At 43.1% G+C, this 18,137-nt stretch carries 12 protein-coding genes; 2 read left to right on the top strand and 10 right to left on the bottom strand.

Annotated elements, in window-relative coordinates; genetic code table 11:
* The 9 genes from ACH2DQ_RS20785 to ACH2DQ_RS20825 all read right to left on the bottom strand — a co-directional run.
* On the bottom strand, positions 1 to 5,111 hold a 5,111-nt coding region (locus tag ACH2DQ_RS20785), incomplete at its 3' end, for a family 20 glycosylhydrolase (RefSeq protein WP_395028152.1).
* Between the two features lie 419 nt (positions 5,112 to 5,530).
* Positions 5,531 to 7,075 (bottom strand): response regulator, encoded by a 1,545-nt coding sequence (locus ACH2DQ_RS20790; RefSeq protein ID WP_395028154.1) that lies wholly within the window; start codon positions 7,073 to 7,075, stop codon positions 5,531 to 5,533.
* A 2-nt stretch (positions 7,076 to 7,077) separates the two neighbouring features.
* Positions 7,078 to 7,248, bottom strand: coding sequence for a hypothetical protein (locus tag ACH2DQ_RS20795; protein ID WP_394910871.1), 171 nt, complete (start codon positions 7,246 to 7,248; stop codon positions 7,078 to 7,080).
* Positions 7,245 to 9,071, bottom strand: coding sequence for a sensor histidine kinase (locus ACH2DQ_RS20800; protein WP_394910870.1), 1,827 nt, complete (start codon positions 9,069 to 9,071; stop codon positions 7,245 to 7,247). Before ACH2DQ_RS20800 ends, ACH2DQ_RS20795 begins: the two co-directional genes overlap by 4 nt.
* Before the next feature lie 90 nt (positions 9,072 to 9,161).
* Entirely contained in the window at positions 9,162 to 10,001 is an 840-nt protein-coding gene (locus ACH2DQ_RS20805; RefSeq protein ID WP_394910869.1) for a carbohydrate ABC transporter permease, read from the bottom strand.
* A gap of 1 nt (position 10,002) precedes the next feature.
* The gene (locus ACH2DQ_RS20810) at positions 10,003 to 10,884 is read right to left on the bottom strand and encodes a carbohydrate ABC transporter permease (RefSeq protein WP_395028160.1); all 882 of its coding nucleotides are present in this window, start codon (positions 10,882 to 10,884) and stop codon (positions 10,003 to 10,005) included.
* 24 nt (positions 10,885 to 10,908) lie between these two features.
* Positions 10,909 to 12,207: an ABC transporter substrate-binding protein gene (locus ACH2DQ_RS20815; protein WP_394910867.1), complete on the bottom strand. Its 1,299-nt coding sequence runs from the start codon at positions 12,205 to 12,207 to the stop codon at positions 10,909 to 10,911.
* Positions 12,208 to 12,438: 231 nt separating this feature from the next.
* Positions 12,439 to 14,640: a protein translocase subunit SecD gene (gene secD, locus ACH2DQ_RS20820; protein WP_394910866.1), complete on the bottom strand. Its 2,202-nt coding sequence runs from the start codon at positions 14,638 to 14,640 to the stop codon at positions 12,439 to 12,441.
* 81 nt (positions 14,641 to 14,721) lie between these two features.
* Positions 14,722 to 15,153, bottom strand: a complete 432-nt coding sequence (locus ACH2DQ_RS20825) for a hypothetical protein (protein ID WP_394910865.1) — start codon at positions 15,151 to 15,153, stop codon at positions 14,722 to 14,724.
* Between the two features lie 230 nt (positions 15,154 to 15,383).
* Here ACH2DQ_RS20825 and ACH2DQ_RS20830 point away from each other — a divergent pair, with 230 nt between their 5' ends.
* Complete coding sequence (locus tag ACH2DQ_RS20830; protein WP_394910864.1) at positions 15,384 to 15,830, top strand: cupin domain-containing protein; 447 nt, start codon at positions 15,384 to 15,386, stop codon at positions 15,828 to 15,830.
* Between the two features lie 104 nt (positions 15,831 to 15,934).
* Here ACH2DQ_RS20830 and ACH2DQ_RS20835 read toward each other — a convergent pair whose 3' ends face one another.
* Positions 15,935 to 17,875 (bottom strand): glycoside hydrolase family 127 protein, encoded by a 1,941-nt coding sequence (locus ACH2DQ_RS20835; RefSeq protein WP_394910863.1) that lies wholly within the window; start codon positions 17,873 to 17,875, stop codon positions 15,935 to 15,937.
* 182 nt (positions 17,876 to 18,057) lie between these two features.
* Here ACH2DQ_RS20835 and ACH2DQ_RS20840 point away from each other — a divergent pair.
* Positions 18,058 to 18,137, top strand: an 80-nt coding sequence (locus tag ACH2DQ_RS20840) for a DUF6783 domain-containing protein (RefSeq protein WP_395028166.1), incomplete at its 3' end; no start/stop codon positions are given.

The raw sequence follows: 18,137 nt of genomic DNA on the forward strand, positions 1-18,137 counted from the left end.
AAGTTTGGCCACGGCTTATCCTTTAATTCATCTATAAAAATTCCGTTTACATATAATTTCACGCCATAAGCGTCGCCTGTGAGGGCAATATGGGTCCATCTGCCCTCCGGTAACCGATAGTTAAAATAATGGTTATATTTTCCTACTGTATAACCTATTTTCCCGGTCATGCCTTGCTTCAGCTTAAGGGTTCCCGTCTTTCCTTCCATTAAAACTGTATCTGCGGCGTTCCCTTCATCCGGGTTGATCCACATTCCTGCCGTCCAGTCAAAACCTGTTGATGCCACATTAGACTCCATATAGCTGTCTTTGCCGTTAAAACGGATTCCGCTTCCATCCTTACCCTGAGCACTGCTGTCTATGTTTACCGGCTGCAATTCCATATTAGCCTGGTGGACGATATCACCTGTCTCTCCCAGATCCAGGATTTTATCCTCCGTAAATTTGTTGTTTCGATATAAAAAGTCACTTCCCGGCGCATCCCCAATGATTTCTCCAAGCTGTTTAAACTCGGCATAACTCATAGATCCATTGCTTTCATCTACCGACCAGGATTTCTGGGCTATGGCAGGTATATTATACTGGATACGGAAGCTGATATCTCCGCTGGAAATCCCATTTCCAATCCAGTCGTTCCATACTGCGAACTGTCCGCCCACAACTCTTGGATGTCCTTTTGGCGCAGGCGCCCTGTCTCCGGCAAAGCTCACATCCCATGCACGGTTATCATTCGGCAGCCATGTGTTATATAAATGTTCCCCTCGTCCATATTGGTTCACATACCAGCCCCCTCCGGGAACAATATAGGTTTCCATTTCATCCATGGTCAGCACCCGGTATCCTGCATCCAGTGCTTTCAGTGCCTCTGAATAATCCCAATACCAGGCATACATCAGAGCATCCGTAGTTACCGGAGTCGTCCCGGCATTTTCCCTTAGGCATCCCCAGAATGCAGGTTCTTTGCCCCGGTTCTTCACATGCTTCAGAATCTGGTCGATATATCCGCGGAATGCTTCTTTATATCTGGTTCTGTCTGCTGCCGGAAGTCCGTTTGTTTTATATTCATCCGTTCCCACATTTACCTCAGGACCAATGAAAACTTCTTCCTCTCCGCCCTGAGGCAGAATATATTCATCGAATAATGCTTTGACTTTCTCCAATGCCTGCGGCTTTGTCACATCCAGATACTTGGCATTGTCTTCACGCGCCAATTCCGGCCAGACTCTGGTAAATGCCAGAGAATGTCCCGGCGTATCAAATTCCGGAATGACGTTTATACCCAAATCAACGGCATCATACTGGAACTCCCGGAACTCATCTTTGGTGTAAAACCCGTCTTCTGCTGTCAGACCAGGCACATTGCTTTCCAGTCGGAATGCAGAATAGCGTTCCTGACCCAGCGCCAGATTACCCCAGTTTTCACAGTCATTGAGATGCACCGAGAAGGTGTTCATCTTATACCACGCCATCTGTTTTAAGGTATCCTCAAGGTATTCAAGGGGCAGGTAGATACGCGCCGCATCCAGCATATATCCGCGCTTCTCATATGCAGGATAATCCCTGATCATTCCCTTTGGAAGGGTCAGTGCTGCATTTTGCTTTAAGATCTGAAGAATCGTAATTCCGCCATACAGAATGCCTGTTTTATGAGGTGCCCTTACGATTACACAATTTCCATCTCCATTTTGCCCGCCAAATTCAATCACATATCCTTCCGCTCCAAGAGATTCCGGAGCGCTCTGGGCGGTAAAATAAATATCTTCCCCAACCGGTTCCTGCCCCGTTACGATGCCTGCTTCCTGGTCTGTTACAATGGGAAGGTCAAGACCTGTCTGTGCCTTCAGGTCTGCCTTAAACATATTTACCTGGTTATAGAAATTATCTGTCTTACTCAGGTTTGCTTTTACGTGGACTGCATCATTTTCTCTGTAATTCTCTGCATCTACAATGATTCTGGACCCATTGGACAGCGTAATCTGCCCGCTTGCGCCCTTCCATTCCCGTAAAGCTGGAATCACATCGGGCTTCCCATTGCTGCCGGAAGCAAAATCTTCCATGGGTGCAGCCGTAATCGTGATCTGGGCATTTACATTTGTCTCCAGCACCTCTCCGGTTGCCTGGTTGGTCAGCTTGTAGAGAAGATTCACTGTAACATCCTCCAGCGGTCTGGTTACGGATTTGTCCAGACCGATCACCTCCTTGCGGTCAGATCCAAAGAGTTCGATCTTCCAGCCTTCCGCCACTTCAGGCAGCGTAATGTGTGAATCCTTCTGATTCCATGTAGGAGGCACGTGAAAACTCCTGTCCGGAACTACAGACTGGCTCTCCTTAAATACTTTAAAATAATCCAGGTTTACATTTGTGCCGCCTGAACTAGGATTTTTTAACCCGGATCTTTCTATTTTAATGGTATGCGTTCCGCTTTCGGTAAACGTCCGTGTAAATGCCATTCTCCCAAATGTCTCCGTTCCTTCATACTGGTCATCCGTGGCCACCCTATGTCCATCCAGATAAATATTTGCAACTCCCGCTGCCGCTCCGCTCTTGGTATACACAGAAATTGCTTTTCCCGTAAAGGTATATTCTGCTGCCGCTCCATCCTCATCTGAACTGATATGAAAACCACCATGGGCGCCACTTGGATTGGTTTTAAACGCTGCGCTTTTGCTGACGCGTTCATCTTCACCCTCCACAAATTCTATTGTGTAATTCTCTATATCCGATGGTTCGCCCGGAGCCTCTGTGATGTCGGTAAAATCTTCATATTCTGTTTTTTCCACAGACTCTCCATTGTATGCGCCGATATTAGGGGCTTCCCCTGCTATTACCGGATTTCCATACAGGTCCACTGCTGCACCGTCTTCTATTGCAACACCGGCATTTAATGCCTCAGAATTGTGAGCAAGCCTGGTTGCAGCTATCGCCTCTTCCATTTCCTTTGAAAGATATTGATCACCATCCTTATTCACAAGGACTCCTGACAATCCAGGCATTGCAGCGGTAAGATTACCATTTCCCGCCGGCTCATCCTTTGGATGCACGCCTGCAAACAGATTCTTATTAAACGTGGTGTTAGACCCTACATCATAAGCATCCGTCTTATTTTTCATCCCCTTATTTACCATGTAGAAGATATTATTCTGAAACGCGATCTCATCTCCTTTGTAAACCGGCCGCACTGTCCTGGTGTTGAAAAATGTATTATTGTATACCTTGGCGGCTTCAATTTTTGTATTAGCATCCTCCCCCACACAAACTATAATCGCCTGATGGGGTGCGTAATGATGGGTGTCGTTTACGCTTAGGTTGTAGCGGATGGTATTATTGCGGTTATAAGAGTTGGTCCTCACATGGAGCATCGTGCCTCCGCCCACATTATTGTGGGTATAGTTATACTGGATTACACCATTTTCCGTCATATCATCCAGATTAAACGCCATTCCATCCATGGTGTTCTGTCCATTGCAGACCTCGTTGTACTGGAATATCATATCATTGGCGCGGTCGCACCAGATTCCGCATCCATAGCCTTCCGTGGTCTGCTGGAACGTATCCACTTTGTTATGTTCCACCAAAGCCCCATCTGTATAGAGGGGCACAATGCCTGCCCGCTGTACATTTTTAATGCTGTTACTGCGAATGACAACGTTTTTATGACGGTAATCCCGATTGTCCATTTCTCCCTTCACATTAGTGGTGGTAATCCCATTGGCATCACAATTCTCAATGTTATTTCCCTTTATCAGAATATCTTCAAAAATAGTCGGCTCATTATCTGTTACTGTTCCCGGATTTGTTTTATCAGAAGCATTATTCTCTCTGCTTGTATAACTGCAAAAGTTAATGCCGCCTGTACGGTGAGTCGTCCTGGAACCAAAAAAGGTCGTTCCGCCTCCCACCGGATCTACATCCCAGATGCTGTCCTGTCCCCGGTATCCCCTAACATCAAATATCTCACAATTCTTAATATAAATATGCCGGAACACGCCGCCGCCACCGGCTTCCACGCGGATACCACTTCTTTCACGGTTGGCTGCATCTTCATCCCAGTTTGTAACTCTCAAATCAGAGATTTCCCAATACTGGCTGTTGTAGAGGTAAACTGCAGCCGCAGCCTCCCCAAAAGGCCCTTCTGCACCATACTCCTGTTGTCTGGCGTAGCGTCCGCCCCCATCAATCAGGGGCTTTTCTCCTTCTCCATACGCTTCCAGAAGAATCGGTTTTTCTTCCGAACCGGAACCCTTTGGATACAGCAGCCCGCTGAATACGGAACCGCGTCTGATAAAAATATGATCTCCCGGGGCAAATTCTCTTCGGTTAATCTCATCAAGGGTATTAAATGGTGATTCCTGTGACCCGTCTCCGTTTTGCGAAGCCTGGGAATCCAAATAGTAATTGGTATCTCCCGGGGATTGCATGATGTCCCCTGCTCCTCCTCCCTCACTTTGTATTACTTCAAAATAATCGAAGTTAAACCACGGACTGCCGTTTATGTCATTTGGATTCTCGCTTGTAGTCGTCAGCACAATTTTATGCTCTGCATTATCTTCACTTAAGTTCAATGCCTCGTAGGTCTTTGACTGGAACTGCGGACTCCCGTTGACATACTCATCCGCTTTCCCATGAAGCCCACCGTCTATTTCAACCTGCAGAACACCTGCACCGCTTCCCTTTTTAGTATAAAAGCGGATTCCTGTCCCGGTAAAGGTAAGTGTCACAGAAGCACCTATTTTCTGCGTCCTGATATGCTTCCCTCCGTGAGATGCAGTATCGTTATCATCCGAAAAATCACCTGGTTCCTTTAATTGCGCATTTTCTGCCTCTACGATGTACGATTGCTCTCTGGCATTCGGATTGTTTTCGCTTGGTTCACCTGTAATGCCTTCTTCCCTCGCTTCACCTGCAATGACTTCTGCGCTTGCTATATTGGTTGTACCTTCCACGCTTGCTTCATTGGTTGTGTCTTTCGCTCTTGTGCCATTAGATGTTCCTTTGGCACTTACCGGAATGGTAAAACTGCTAAGGCTTAGCGTAACCGCTAAGACGATTGACAAAAGTCTTTTCCATAGTTTTTGCTCTTTCCCCATCTTCATACCTTTTGCATATTGCATGCTTGCCTGCAATACCGCCACGCTCTAAGCTAAAAGATTTACATTGTGGCTCCTTTCCTCTTCTTAATTTTCTTTCAGCCTGATTCCCCTTGTATCTTCTTTATATTTAAATTATGCTCCTGCATTTCGCCAATACTGTCATTAACCCAGATACCCGCCTGTCAATACCTCCGCCCCCTTTCCAGCATATATTTCTGAGTCCCCGCCTGCATAAGAACATACACCATAATCTAAAAACACAAAAAAACCAATTTTAAGAAGAAAATATCTTTTCCTTCTTAAAATTGGTTTTGCCTGCTTAACAGTAACAACCCATTATCAAATTCAGTTTATTTGGTTTTATTATATCGATTATTAGAATTAATGTCAATTAAATTCTTGAATTTTCTCATTTTCTGTTTCGTAACCTTTAGTAATATTTAATTTGCATTTGTCTGAAGTGCACGATACTCCTCCGGTGTACAACCATACATTTTTTTGAAGTACTGAATGAAATGGGACACATCATTGTATCCGGCAAGCGCCGCAATATCATTGATCTTCAAGATATTACTTTCCAGCAGACTTACAGCCTTTTTTATACGGAACTGCATCAGATATTTTGAAAAAGTCTGCCCAACTTCATTTTTAAACAACCGGCTCAGATAGCTGCTGTTCATAAAATACTTGTGCTCTGCAAGCTCACCCAGTGATATATTGAATTGATAATTCTTCTCAATATAATCCAGGATTTCTTTTATGATATAGTGGTATTTCTTTTCCCCCTGTTCCATGCACATTAGATTTACAATATTTTCTACATACTGGTTCACTTCTTTCAGATATTTAAAATTATACAGATCTGACCGAAAGGAGAACAGCAGATAGCCATGTTCGTTTTCAGTTTCTTCTATTGAGTCACTTTTGCAGTAGATCCGGTATAATAAATTAAAGATTCCGATAATGGTAATATACAGCGTATAAGAATCCCTGCACTGTTTTATCAGCCCCAAAATCAGAGCATTTGCATCTGCGGCTTTTTGATTTTCTATGGCTTCTCTTAAAATTACTTCTTTTTCCTTTGACAAAAGATTCTGTGGTTTGAACTCTCCTGCAAACTCATACACGTTTACCCAGCCGTCTATCAGTCTTTGGTTGATAGCATATACTGCTTCCTGGTATGCTTTTTTCAGCTGTGGAACCTGGCTGTACGATCCGCTGGTTCCCGCAGATAATTTCAGATTCCAGCCGGCATTCTTTTTCAGCAGAAAGGTGTTCAGATTCTCCATGAAGCTGCTGCTTTCTCCCTGACCGGAAAACAAAATCAGCACATATTCCTGGTACCTGTTAAAATAAAACCAGCTTCCACAGTGTTCCTGTGCAAACTCAGTTAAATCCCTTTCTAATTTATCCTGCTCTGTGGGGATGATCTGGCGGTCTGCCTGTATAATTGTCATCCTGTATTCCCGTCCCTGATATTTTTTAAAAACAGGATTCAGAAATTCTTCTGTCCATTCCCCATTCCGCAGGATTTCCTCGATACTCAGGTACTGAACCGTCCGCCGTATCATCTGATGCTGCACCACACGATTTAGCTCTTCTTCGTATTTCCGGTGCCTGATTTCTATCTTCTCCAGTGCAGCCTGCAGTTCTTCTTTATTTACCGGTTTAATCAGATAGTCCCTTACTCCAAATGCAATTGCTTTTTTCGCATATTCAAACTCTGTATACCCGGATACAATGATAATATCCAGTTTCAGATCCGTTTTGGAAAGTGTTTCGGTTAATTCCAGCCCATCCATTTCCGGCATACGGACATCTGTTATTAAAACATCCGCCCCCTGTGGGTGTTCCCTGAGATAAGCTAATACCTGCTTTCCATTTTCAAAATCTCCTGTTATTTCAATCTCCGGGTTGATACTGCTGATCTTCTTTATCAATGCCTTCCTGGCATAGTATTCGTCATCCGCTACTATCATTTTCATACTTATCCCCCTGCATACCGCAGACGGGTCTGCGGTACTGCTTCAATAGAAAGTATGGAACGCTTTTGTTCCAAACTTATTCCCCCTGCATACCGCTGACGGGTCTGCGGTACTGTAGCGCAGGATGGAGACACCCGTGGTTCACAATCAATGATTGTCAGACACATTTTCATCCCGGCGTATCCATCCTGCTGATCTTTAGGCGTATTGCCGTATATTTTCCTTCTATACTTTCAATCTGAAGCCCATATGCTTTCCCATAAAAGTTTCTGATCCTGGCATTGACATTGCGCAGTCCAATTCCTCGGTCTACGTTAGAAACAAGCGTCCTGGTATCCATACCGGACAGTTCGCTGTTTAATATTTCCACATCCTCTTCCCTTATCCCAACACCATTATCCCATATTTCAATATAGATATCGGATTCCCCGGAAAGAAAAATATGCAGACTGATCTGATTTTTATCTTTTAACTTTGTAAAAGCATGCTGTAAAGAATTTTCTACCAGGGGCTGAATCAGGAACTTTAACATATAGCACTGCATGGCCTCGGGCTGGATTTCATAATGAAACTGATATTTCTCAGGAAAACGGATTGTGTGGATGTTTAAGTAATTTTTTACGTGCTGGATTTCGTGTGACACGGGCACAATATCACTGCCCTTAATATTGTACTGAAACATACTGGATAAACTGTCCGATATCTGTACAATCTCTTCAATATCCTCAAGGGCTGCAATGGAACTGATCGTATTCAGCGTATTGTATAAAAAATGAGGATTAATCTGGAATTGCAGCATTTTTAATTCCGTCTGCTTCTGATTTAACTGATAGACGTAAATCTTCTCGATGCTCTCGTTGATTCTCTGTCCCATCTCATTGTAGCTGTGCATCAATTGCCCCATTTCATCCTGCCAGAAATATGGCTCCTCCTGAATTAACTCCACATTTCCTTTGTCGGCACCGGCCATCGCCTTTGCTAAAATAGTTACCGGGCGGCTGATCTGCCTGGATAGAATAATACCAAGTGCAATAGCCAGAGAGAGAACTACCGCCATGGCGGTTAATATGCCAATCATATTCCTGATCCCGTCGGCATAAACAGCATGCAGTGGTGTGAATACCACAACCTTCCAGTTGGTAATGCTGTTTACCTCAGCCGTTACGCTGCATTTTTCCCCGTCCAAAATTAACGTTATGTGCTTTTTGCCCCCCAATACTTCTTCATCCTGGCAAGCTTTGTACAGCGTCTCTCTCTCATCCCGATCCATTTGTTCCCAAAAACCCTCCCGGATGTTGGGCGAAGCATACATTAGTTCTTCCTGGGCATCCAACACCAGAAAGGCCGTCTTCATTTCTTTACGTTGAAATAAATGGTTAAACAGATTACTGATCTGAGTATAATTCAGGTCTATGTAGATTGTCCCGATACATGTACGGTCAATATCATACATTTTGCTGATACTGGTCACGATTTTATATGGATTCTGGCTGATTTTCTCGGTATTGACCCCTGTATAATACACTTTATTCTTATCTGTCCAATCCTGGCTTTCCACAACGGGAGCCAGCCGGTTTAAGTATTCTTCCTGTTCGGTAGATACATTGCTGTAGATATCCCCATATTCATTTACAATGGTTACCCGCAGAATAAACTGGTTCATGTTTGCCATATGCTTAATTGCACGTTCTATATATTCCTGCCCTTCCAGAATCTGGTCGATTTCCTTATTCTTATTTTCAGAACGGATGACAGGCTTTATTTTGTCATCTATTAAATGTATAAACCGGATGCGGTCCATATTTGATACCAGTATATCCGTATTCAGGCTGATCTGCTCCCCCAGCTGGAACATATTGTTATAATTCTCCTGTTTTACGACTTCCATACTTTTTATATAGTAAATAAACACCAGCAGGCAGGATATGCTGATAAATAATATATAGGAACTCAATATCTTTTTTCCAAATGAAAGTCTTCGAAAATACCGTATCATTTTACATTCCGCCTTAATAACTGATTTTGGTGTTCCACTTCCATTAATATACTATAATCATCTATGCTGTTCAATAGATAAACCGTTCCGTTATGATTTTACTGCCCCTGCCGTCAGCCCATCCACAATATTCTTTTGAGCAAGTATGTATACGACTAATACCGGTACCAGTGCAATGAGATAAGAAGCAAATGCCATATTGTAATCAAACGTATACTGTGATTTAAAATTATACTGAAACAGCGGCAGGGTCCATGTATTCGGCAATTTATTTAAGATAATCAGCGGCATCTGGAAGTCATTCCATATCCAAAGGGCATTTAACACCAATACGGTAGAGGTCATGGGCTTTAACAGGGGAAGCACTACTTTTACATAAGCCTGCACAGTTGTACATCCATCGATGCATGCCGCTTCTTCCAGATCCTCAGGAACGGAAGTAATATAATTAACCAGGAGGAATACTGCCTGCATGGATGCATAGGTAACGTGGAGCAGAATCAATCCTGTTTTATTAGAAAGTCCCAGTCCGCCCATAAACTGTACCAGAGGAACCATAATTACCTGAAATGGTACAAACATACCCAGAACAATAAACCCAAAAATGATTTTATAATATCTGCTCCGCTTCATGCTCCTGGCAATCGCATAGGATATCATGGTAACCAACACGTAAATCAGGATCAAAGAGATCACCGTTACGGTTACGGAGTTCATAAAATACATGGAGTAATGGGCTTTTTCAAACACCGACTTAAAGTTTTCCAGATAGAGACTCTGGGGGAATGCAAAAAAGCTCTGTGCTGATTCTTCCGGAGATTTAAACGCAGTGATCAGGGTGATATAAAATGGCAGCAAAACAAATAGTGCGCCGATTCCCGCAATCAGATAAGATGAGGTCTTCCCCACAGCATTTCCTTTCTTTGTCATACTATTCACCCACTTTCTTATTATTGGTTAAGCGCATTGTCAGCAGTGATACTACCGCTATGATTACAAAGAGTATCATGGACTCTGCCACGGAATAACCAAACCTGCCCTCCTGCATGGCATGGCTGTATATCAATATTCCTACAGATTCAGTAGACTGCATCGGACCGCCATCCGTCATCGCTTTAATGTAGTCAAAGGTTGTAAGTCCACCTTTTACGCAAGTAACTATTACGATATTTAAAACCGGAATCAGATAAGGCACCGTAATCGCCCGGAACCGCTTAAAGGCATTAGCGCCGTCAATTGCCGCGGCTTCATATAAATCAGCCGGAACACTTTGCAGACCAGCCAGTAACAGCACAATTGGAATCGCACAGCCCTGCCACAGGTTTACAATAAGAATTGCATACATGGCAAGCTTTGGGCTGCCCAGCCAGCTGGACTTAAACAAAGACCAGCCGGTTGCTTCCCCAATGAACGGGATCATACGGTAAAATAATTCATTCCAGATCAATCCAACCGTTACGAGACTTAAGATAGCAGGCAGAAAAAATACCAAACGGAAGAACGTCCTTCCTTTTATCTTCTGGTTCAGAACCAATGCCACAACTACGGATATCAGAACTGTTGCAATGGTCAGAAGCAGGGTATATTTGAAGTTAAAAAACAGTGCATTTCTGAACCTTTCATCCTGGAAAATCTTTGTATAGTTTTGAATGCCGATAAAATGATAGGTCTGGCTTGTTCCTGACCAGTCTGTAAAGCTGTTTTTCATTCCCATCAGCATTGGAATAACAAAGAAGAAGCAGTACATCAGTAAAATTGGCAGCGTAAAGATAAACAGTACGCGGTTTTTTTTGGAATGCCGTGCATTTTTCATAGAAAACTCCCCTCTTTCGGTTCTTTATTCTCCATACATTTCCAAGTACTCATCTTTGTTTTCGGTAAATACCTTTGTAAGATTTGTTAAAAAGGTATTTGCATCTTCTCCCCCATCAGGGACGATAACCTTCTGGATTGTATTTTTATACTGATCTGAAACTGCTTTTGGCAGTGCTGTTGTCTGCAGTACTCCGTTACCGGCATTTACGCTGTCTACAATTTCCTTAGCTGCGGGAATATTGGCATTTACATCTTTCATGCAAGGAATAGAATAATCATTATCTACGTATTTCTGTACCATTTCTTTAGATGCCAGGAAATTGACAAATTCCTTTGCAGCTTCTGCATTTTTTGTGGATGCCGAGATTGCAATGTTCACATCGATTCCCATGCTGACTTTTCCGTTCCCGTCATTGGTTGGAAATGAAAACATACCTGCTTTCAGATTGGGATTTGCCTTCATAATTGATGGCAATGCCCAGATTCCCTGCATAAACATATATGCCTTCCCTGTAGCAAAGTCACTAATAGCCTGGTCATATCCAAGCGCAAGGGAATCCCCCTGCCCGTACTGGCGGATATCTATTACTTTCTGTATGCTGTCCTGGTAAATTGCGTCATCCTGATAAGTAGTTTCTCCTTTTGCAATTTTATCGTAAGTAGGCCGGCGGTCACCTCTCATGGTTCCGTCGATATTATCCTCCCAGCACTGCATCAAAGTCCAACTGTCTTTATCCGGAAACAGGAATGCGATCTCTCCTTTGGCCTGAATCTCTTTTGCCAGGGTGATCATTTCATCGTAAGTTTTCGGAACCTGGTAGCCCGCTTTCTCAAACATTTCCTCATTATAATAAACCCCGCTGAAGTTTGCTGAAATGGGAACTACATAGTTCTTCCCTTTATATTGGATGCTGTCTTTATAATTATCCATTACATTATTCAGACAGTCCAGTCCCGCCAGATCCAGAAATTGTCCTTCTTTCAGAAACTGCATGGTGTTGGCATCCTGCATACCGCCTACCTGAATGATATCCGGCAGATCATTTGTTGCCGCCCTGGACATCAGTACACTTTCTGAATCGGGTACAATATTCTGTGTCACCATGATTTTATCCTGACTCTGATTAAAATCATCTACAATTTTCTGAAAGGTATCTACCGCCTCTTTTTTCTGAATAAAAAATTCCAGCTCTGTCTTGTTACCGCTTTGTGCCGATGTATCCTGCTCTCCGCTTGTTGTGCTGCTTGTTCCGCATCCCACAAATGTACTTCCTATAAGCGCCGTACTTATAATCACCGCTAATATCTTTTTCCTGTTCATAACCAAATCCTCCTTCTTGTGTGTATTTGATAGTTCTGATTATATAGTAACTGTCTGGAATCGTATATGCAGGGTTCGACTTTTGGATATGTAATTTTTTACACGTTTAATAAGTATTTGACTGGACAAAAAAACCGCTCACCTCACGGCAAGCGGTTTTCTCAACAACTACTACACATCTTTTTCAAAACACCAGAATGTATCTCATTCCAAATTATTCTACTGCATTCCCTATTTCTTCTTTCCCTTACTCATCTCAATCTTTTCACTTCTTTTAGCACGGAACTCTTTCCAGGTTACCCAAAGAGGTCCTGCAATACATACGGAAGAATAACATCCGCTGATGATACCTACCAGCAGCGGCAATGAGAATACGCGGATGGATTCTATATGGTAAATCAATGCAAAAATAAGTACGATTGCAACACAGATCGCTGTCGTACATGCGGTCTTTACAGAACGCCCGATGGTCTCAGTGATGCTTCGGTCTACTAATTCACACAGGGTTTCTTTCTTGTTGCCCGCCTTATTTCGGATATTTTCCCGAATTCTGTCGTAGAGTACGATGGTGTCGTTGATGGAATATCCGATTATGGTCAGGGTAACCGCCACAAAGGCATCATTTACCGGGATCTTAAATACACCAAATACGAAGAATACCAGAATAACATCATGTAATAATGCAATTACCGCAGATACTCCAGCTGATAATCCAGACAGGGATTTGAATCGAACCCAAATGTACGCAATGATAAACAATGCAGACAATACAATTGCAATTACGGAATTATTTAATGCCTTCGCTCCAATATAAGGCTCTACCGCAAAGGTTTCTGATAAATCATAGGATGTATCGCCCAGTTTATTAATTTCTTCTGTGACTTTCTTCTGGTCATCCGGGCTGATACCTTCATTTCCCGCAAGGGTCAGCACTAACTTTTTATCACCGGTAGCAGAATCCTGAGAGGTCTGTACGCTTACCGGACGGTTTAAGACCGTGTTTACCGCATTTCCGATCTTTTCTGTATCTGTATCACCGGAATAAGTATATTTTAATATAACGCCTCCGGTAAACTGTGTATCCAGTTTCACTCCATTTACACCGGTGATGATTGCACCGATAATCAAAATACAAGCTGTAAATGCAAATACCCATTTTCTTTTTGCTGCAAAACGAATCATTTTACGGTCTTTTTTCTTACGGAACAGTTTTACTTTATCAAATACATCATATCGAATTACGGATTCCAGCATAAATCTGGACATCCAGACACCGGCTGCCAGATTGATAATAACCCCGGTAAATAATGTATATCCAAAGCTAAGCATCGTTCCGGAACCGAACATCATTAGGATCAGCGCTACTGCTGCTGTGGTCAGATTGCCATCCAGTACCGATGAGAATGCATTCTGATAACCTTTTTTAACAGCCGCACGGATACTTGTGCCGGCTCTCAATTCTTCGCCTATTCGTTCGCTGATAATAATATTGGCATCCACCGCCATACCAACGGAAAGAATCAGACCGGCGATACCAGGCAGGGTCAGCGTATACTGTGGAAATGAAAGCGCCAGTATCTGCAGACACATCTGAAATATAAGGGTCAGACAGCTGATAAAACCAGGCAGTCTGTAAATACTAATCATAAATATAATAACTAATAAAAGTGCTACTATAGAAGCTGTTACCATTGCTTTCAGCGCCTGGCTTCCAAGTGACGGACTGATCGTATTATAATTGCTTGTCTTCATGGAAAATGGCAGTGCACCGGAATTAATTTTATCGGATAATGACTTTGCCTCGTCGCTGTTTGCCATACCGTTAATGATTGCTTTTCCACCGGTAATTGCCTGCTGTACCGTGGGGTTTGAAATCATCTGCTCATCCATATAGATGCCCATTTGTTTGCCAACCAGCTCCTGGGTTGCCTTGGCAAATGCATCCGCTCCAGTCTTATCAAACTGTAATTCTACTACATATTCTCCTGTTTCCTGATCTCTTGTAACCGAACTGTCGGCAACATTTTCTCCCTCTACAAGCACATTTCCGTCTGGATCACGGAAGGTAAGCTTTGCTGTTTCGCCCAATTCAGAGATTGCAGATTCGGGATTAAAGTCTTTCTCATCGGATTTCCATGGGAAACGCACGATAATATGGCCTTCACTTTTGTCCACCGTAACTTCACGGTCCGTGATATTTTCTGCATCCAATCTGCTTTCAATAACATTACGTGCCGATTCCATCTGCTTTTCTGTGGGAACTCCGGTAACTCCAACCGGTTCAAATACCGCCTCAACACCGCCCCGGATGTCAATTCCAAAACGCATGTCCTGAATCCCTTTTACTTCCTTTCCAGCTCCAAAAATAGTAAGCAAAAGAAAGGCTGCGATAAGAGCTAACGCAAACCAAATATGATTTTTCTTATTTTTCAATGTACAATCCTCCTGATTATCTTCTTTTCGTAAATTTTACTTTTAGAGCGTATTATAAAAATGAACACACCCTATGAACGGCTAAAAGATAATAGTACGTTTTTTTCCATCGGATTGGTGTAAGATTTGAACCTGACTGATCAGAATACATGAAAATGTAAGACAAATAGACAGTATCCAGAACAAACTGCTCCGTCCGCTGCCCAACAAGACATTTGTTGCAATATACAATAAAATCGCCAGTACGCTTCCGTTAAAAGGCCTTTGGTTATTCCGTTCTTCCACATAATTCGTAATTCCCAGTCCCGGCACCTTTTCCTGGATTCCAGCCGGCGTATCTGCCGGTGTCAGCTTTGCAAAAATGCGGGGCTGGCCATAGGTATAAGATGATCCACTGGTGTCAGCAAGTACACTGGTCCCTGTTCCTGTTACGAGATGGGCTTCCGCTTTCACATAAAAAAAGAGTCCAAGAAAAAAAAGCGTAAAAATAAACATGATAATCGTTTTTTTCATGGGGCTCCCTCCTTACTAATCCGCAGATCCTGGTGTGCATCTGTCAGAAATGAATAATCTAATACGCTGTAAACATATACGCCTATTATATTTTATTTTAATATGAATTGCAATTCTTTTTCCCCTAAAAACCAGTTTTTAAGACCAGTTTTAACGGTATTTATAAATAGCCTCACATATATCGTCCAAAAGCATACTTTAATATAGAAATCTGAATGGAGGATTTTCTTATGAATAATAATTGCTGCATGAGGCAGACCGATAATGGTCCTGGTCCCTGTGTATTAAAAGTTGAGGAAATGGCAGCGCAAAATCAAAACTTCCGTACCGCAGTATGGACAGGATGTCATATGCAAATGACAATCATGTGTATCCCGCCTTGTGAAGATATCGGCTGGGAATTACATCCTGATACGGAGCAGATGATCCGAGTGGAACATGGAAAAGCCATTGTTTTGATGGGCCGCTGCAAAGGGCAGCCAGAATGCCAATATGAATTGTGTCCCGGTGATGCCGTATTTGTACCTGCCGGAACCTGGCACAATATCATGAATCCCGAAAGATGTCCTTTAAAGCTGTCATCCGTATACGCACCGCCAAAGCATCCATGGGGAACTGTGCATCGTACAAAGGCAGACGCTGAAAGACATGGAAACAGCTCTTCCTGCAAGTGGTAATTTAACGTATATCCTGAAAGTGCAGCACACGGGCATACGCCGGGAAACACATCATGTTTTCCCGGCGTATGCCCGCGTGGGGTTTTGTCCCATCTTTAATCTAATTACAAAATCTCTCTTACCCAGACTAACATTTCTCCGGTAACCCTGTTTCCCCAGTAGGCATATGGTATAAAAGTCAATGCTGCTCCTTCCGTCTTTGGCACACATTCCTTGTACAGCTCTCCCTCTTTCCACTCATCCGATACAAGCCTTTTACCCTTTCCACTGATAACGGTTACACCCCCCAGGAGATCAGCTTTAAAATCTTCCCTCAGGGGTTCACTGGTATCCAGGAACAGGCCCGGCAGATTATTTCCATTGTCTGTTTCCTCCAGACAGTATACACAGGGTCCTTTCATAATTGCAACTTTTCCGGTATCCGCTTTTACCAGGGGATTTGCATGAAGAATTCTTGGCTGCATGGAAAATTCCATGGTAAGCTCCATTTCTTCTTTGTCCACTGTGAAAAAAGCATATCCCTTTTCCATTTTATCAGGCGTAATTTCCCTGCCGTCACAATAGAATGCGGCATCTTTTGCATACTCCGGAACGCGTACTGCCAGAGATACTTTTATTTTTTCCTGATTTTCAATTTGGATTACTGTTTTTCCTTCATTGGGGAATCTAGTCTCCTGTTTCAGAAGTATCCTGCCTGAATCCAGTTCCTGCTGCACTTCGCTTGTAACAAACAGGTTCACCCATACGGAATCTCCCTGTGTGCTATAAATGTACTGCCCCAGAGATGCCAGAGTTCTGGCAATATTCGGCGGACAGCATGCAACACCAAACCATTTCTGCCTTACCGGTTTTACATGCTCCTTGGAAGTTCTGGGCATACAGGCATCCGGCGAGACTTCTAGTGGATTTACGTAAAAGAAACTGCGTCCGTCCAGGGCAATCCCCGCCAATATAGTGTTATAAAGGGCGCGTTCCACTTCCTCCATATATCTGCCGTCTCTGGTAATCTGATTCATACGCAGTCCGAAAAGTGCAAGTCCGATAGAAGCACAGCTCTCAGAATAATTGTATTCATTGGGCAGGTCATAATCTGTGGTAAAACGTTCCAGGATTCCCGATGAACCTATCCCGCCCGTAATGTACATGCGCTTACTTACCATGTTATTCCACAGAGTCTCACAGGCTTCCATCAGAGATACATCCTGGCACTCATAAGCCAGATCCGCCATGGCGCAGTACATATAGACCGCACGTACGGCATGCCCTTCTGCCGTTTTCTGTTCCCGCACCGGAATATGGGACTGGGAATACTTTGTATCATAATCTGCAAATTCCGGGAAAATACGTTTATGTCCATCCTTTTTCATTTCCTTCAGAAAATAATTCTCACCCACGCCCCTTATATCAATAAAATATTTTGCCATATCCAGATATCTGCGTTCCTTCGTAATCCGGTACAATTTGACTAAACCGATTTCCACCTCCTGGTGTCCCGGATAACCATGGATTTTACCTTCTTCCCCTCCAAATGTCTCACAGATCAGATCTGCAAATCTACACATACAGTCTAAGAATTTTCTCTTTCCCGTACCTTCGTAATAAGCCGCAGCTGCTTCCATGAGATGGCCTGCGGTATATAGTTCATGCCCTTCACAGAGGTTGCTCCAGCGTTTATCCGGTTCCTTAATCGTAAAGTAAGTATTGATATAACCATCGTCACACTGTGCATCCGCTATCAAATCAATTACTTCGTCTGCGGTTGCTTCCAGTTCGGCATCGGGATTACAGACAAGCGAGAACCCTACTGCTTCCAGCCATTTTGCAATATCCGTATCCTGAAATACGGCACCGTAGAAATCTCCTTTGCTTCTCCCTGCCGCTATTTTAAAATTCTCCAGGCAATGGCTGGATTCTGCATCCTCCACCCGGTCATTCATGATTTCCCACTGATAGGGGATAATTACCTTTCTCACCAGATCCACGTGTCTGGACCAGAATTCATCACGTATTTTAATGTCCTTTAAATTCATTGATTTTAGTTTCATTCACGTTACCACTGCATATTGCAGACCCTGCAATACTGCCACAATAATACCGGCTGAAAGAATGGCTTTGTGGCATCCTTTCTATATCATATTTTTCTTTCAGCCTTATTAAATCAGTATGACTGGAACCTGTTACTCACATACCGCATAAAGTTTCATCACGCTCTAGAGCGTGTTTTAAAATTGCTTTCTGGCAGCTGTGCGTCCCAGTTTGTGGGAGATTTGTCCCGAATGAAGGGCGCATAGCGGGCTATGTAACCTG

This window comes from Robinsoniella sp., assembly GCF_034124845.1.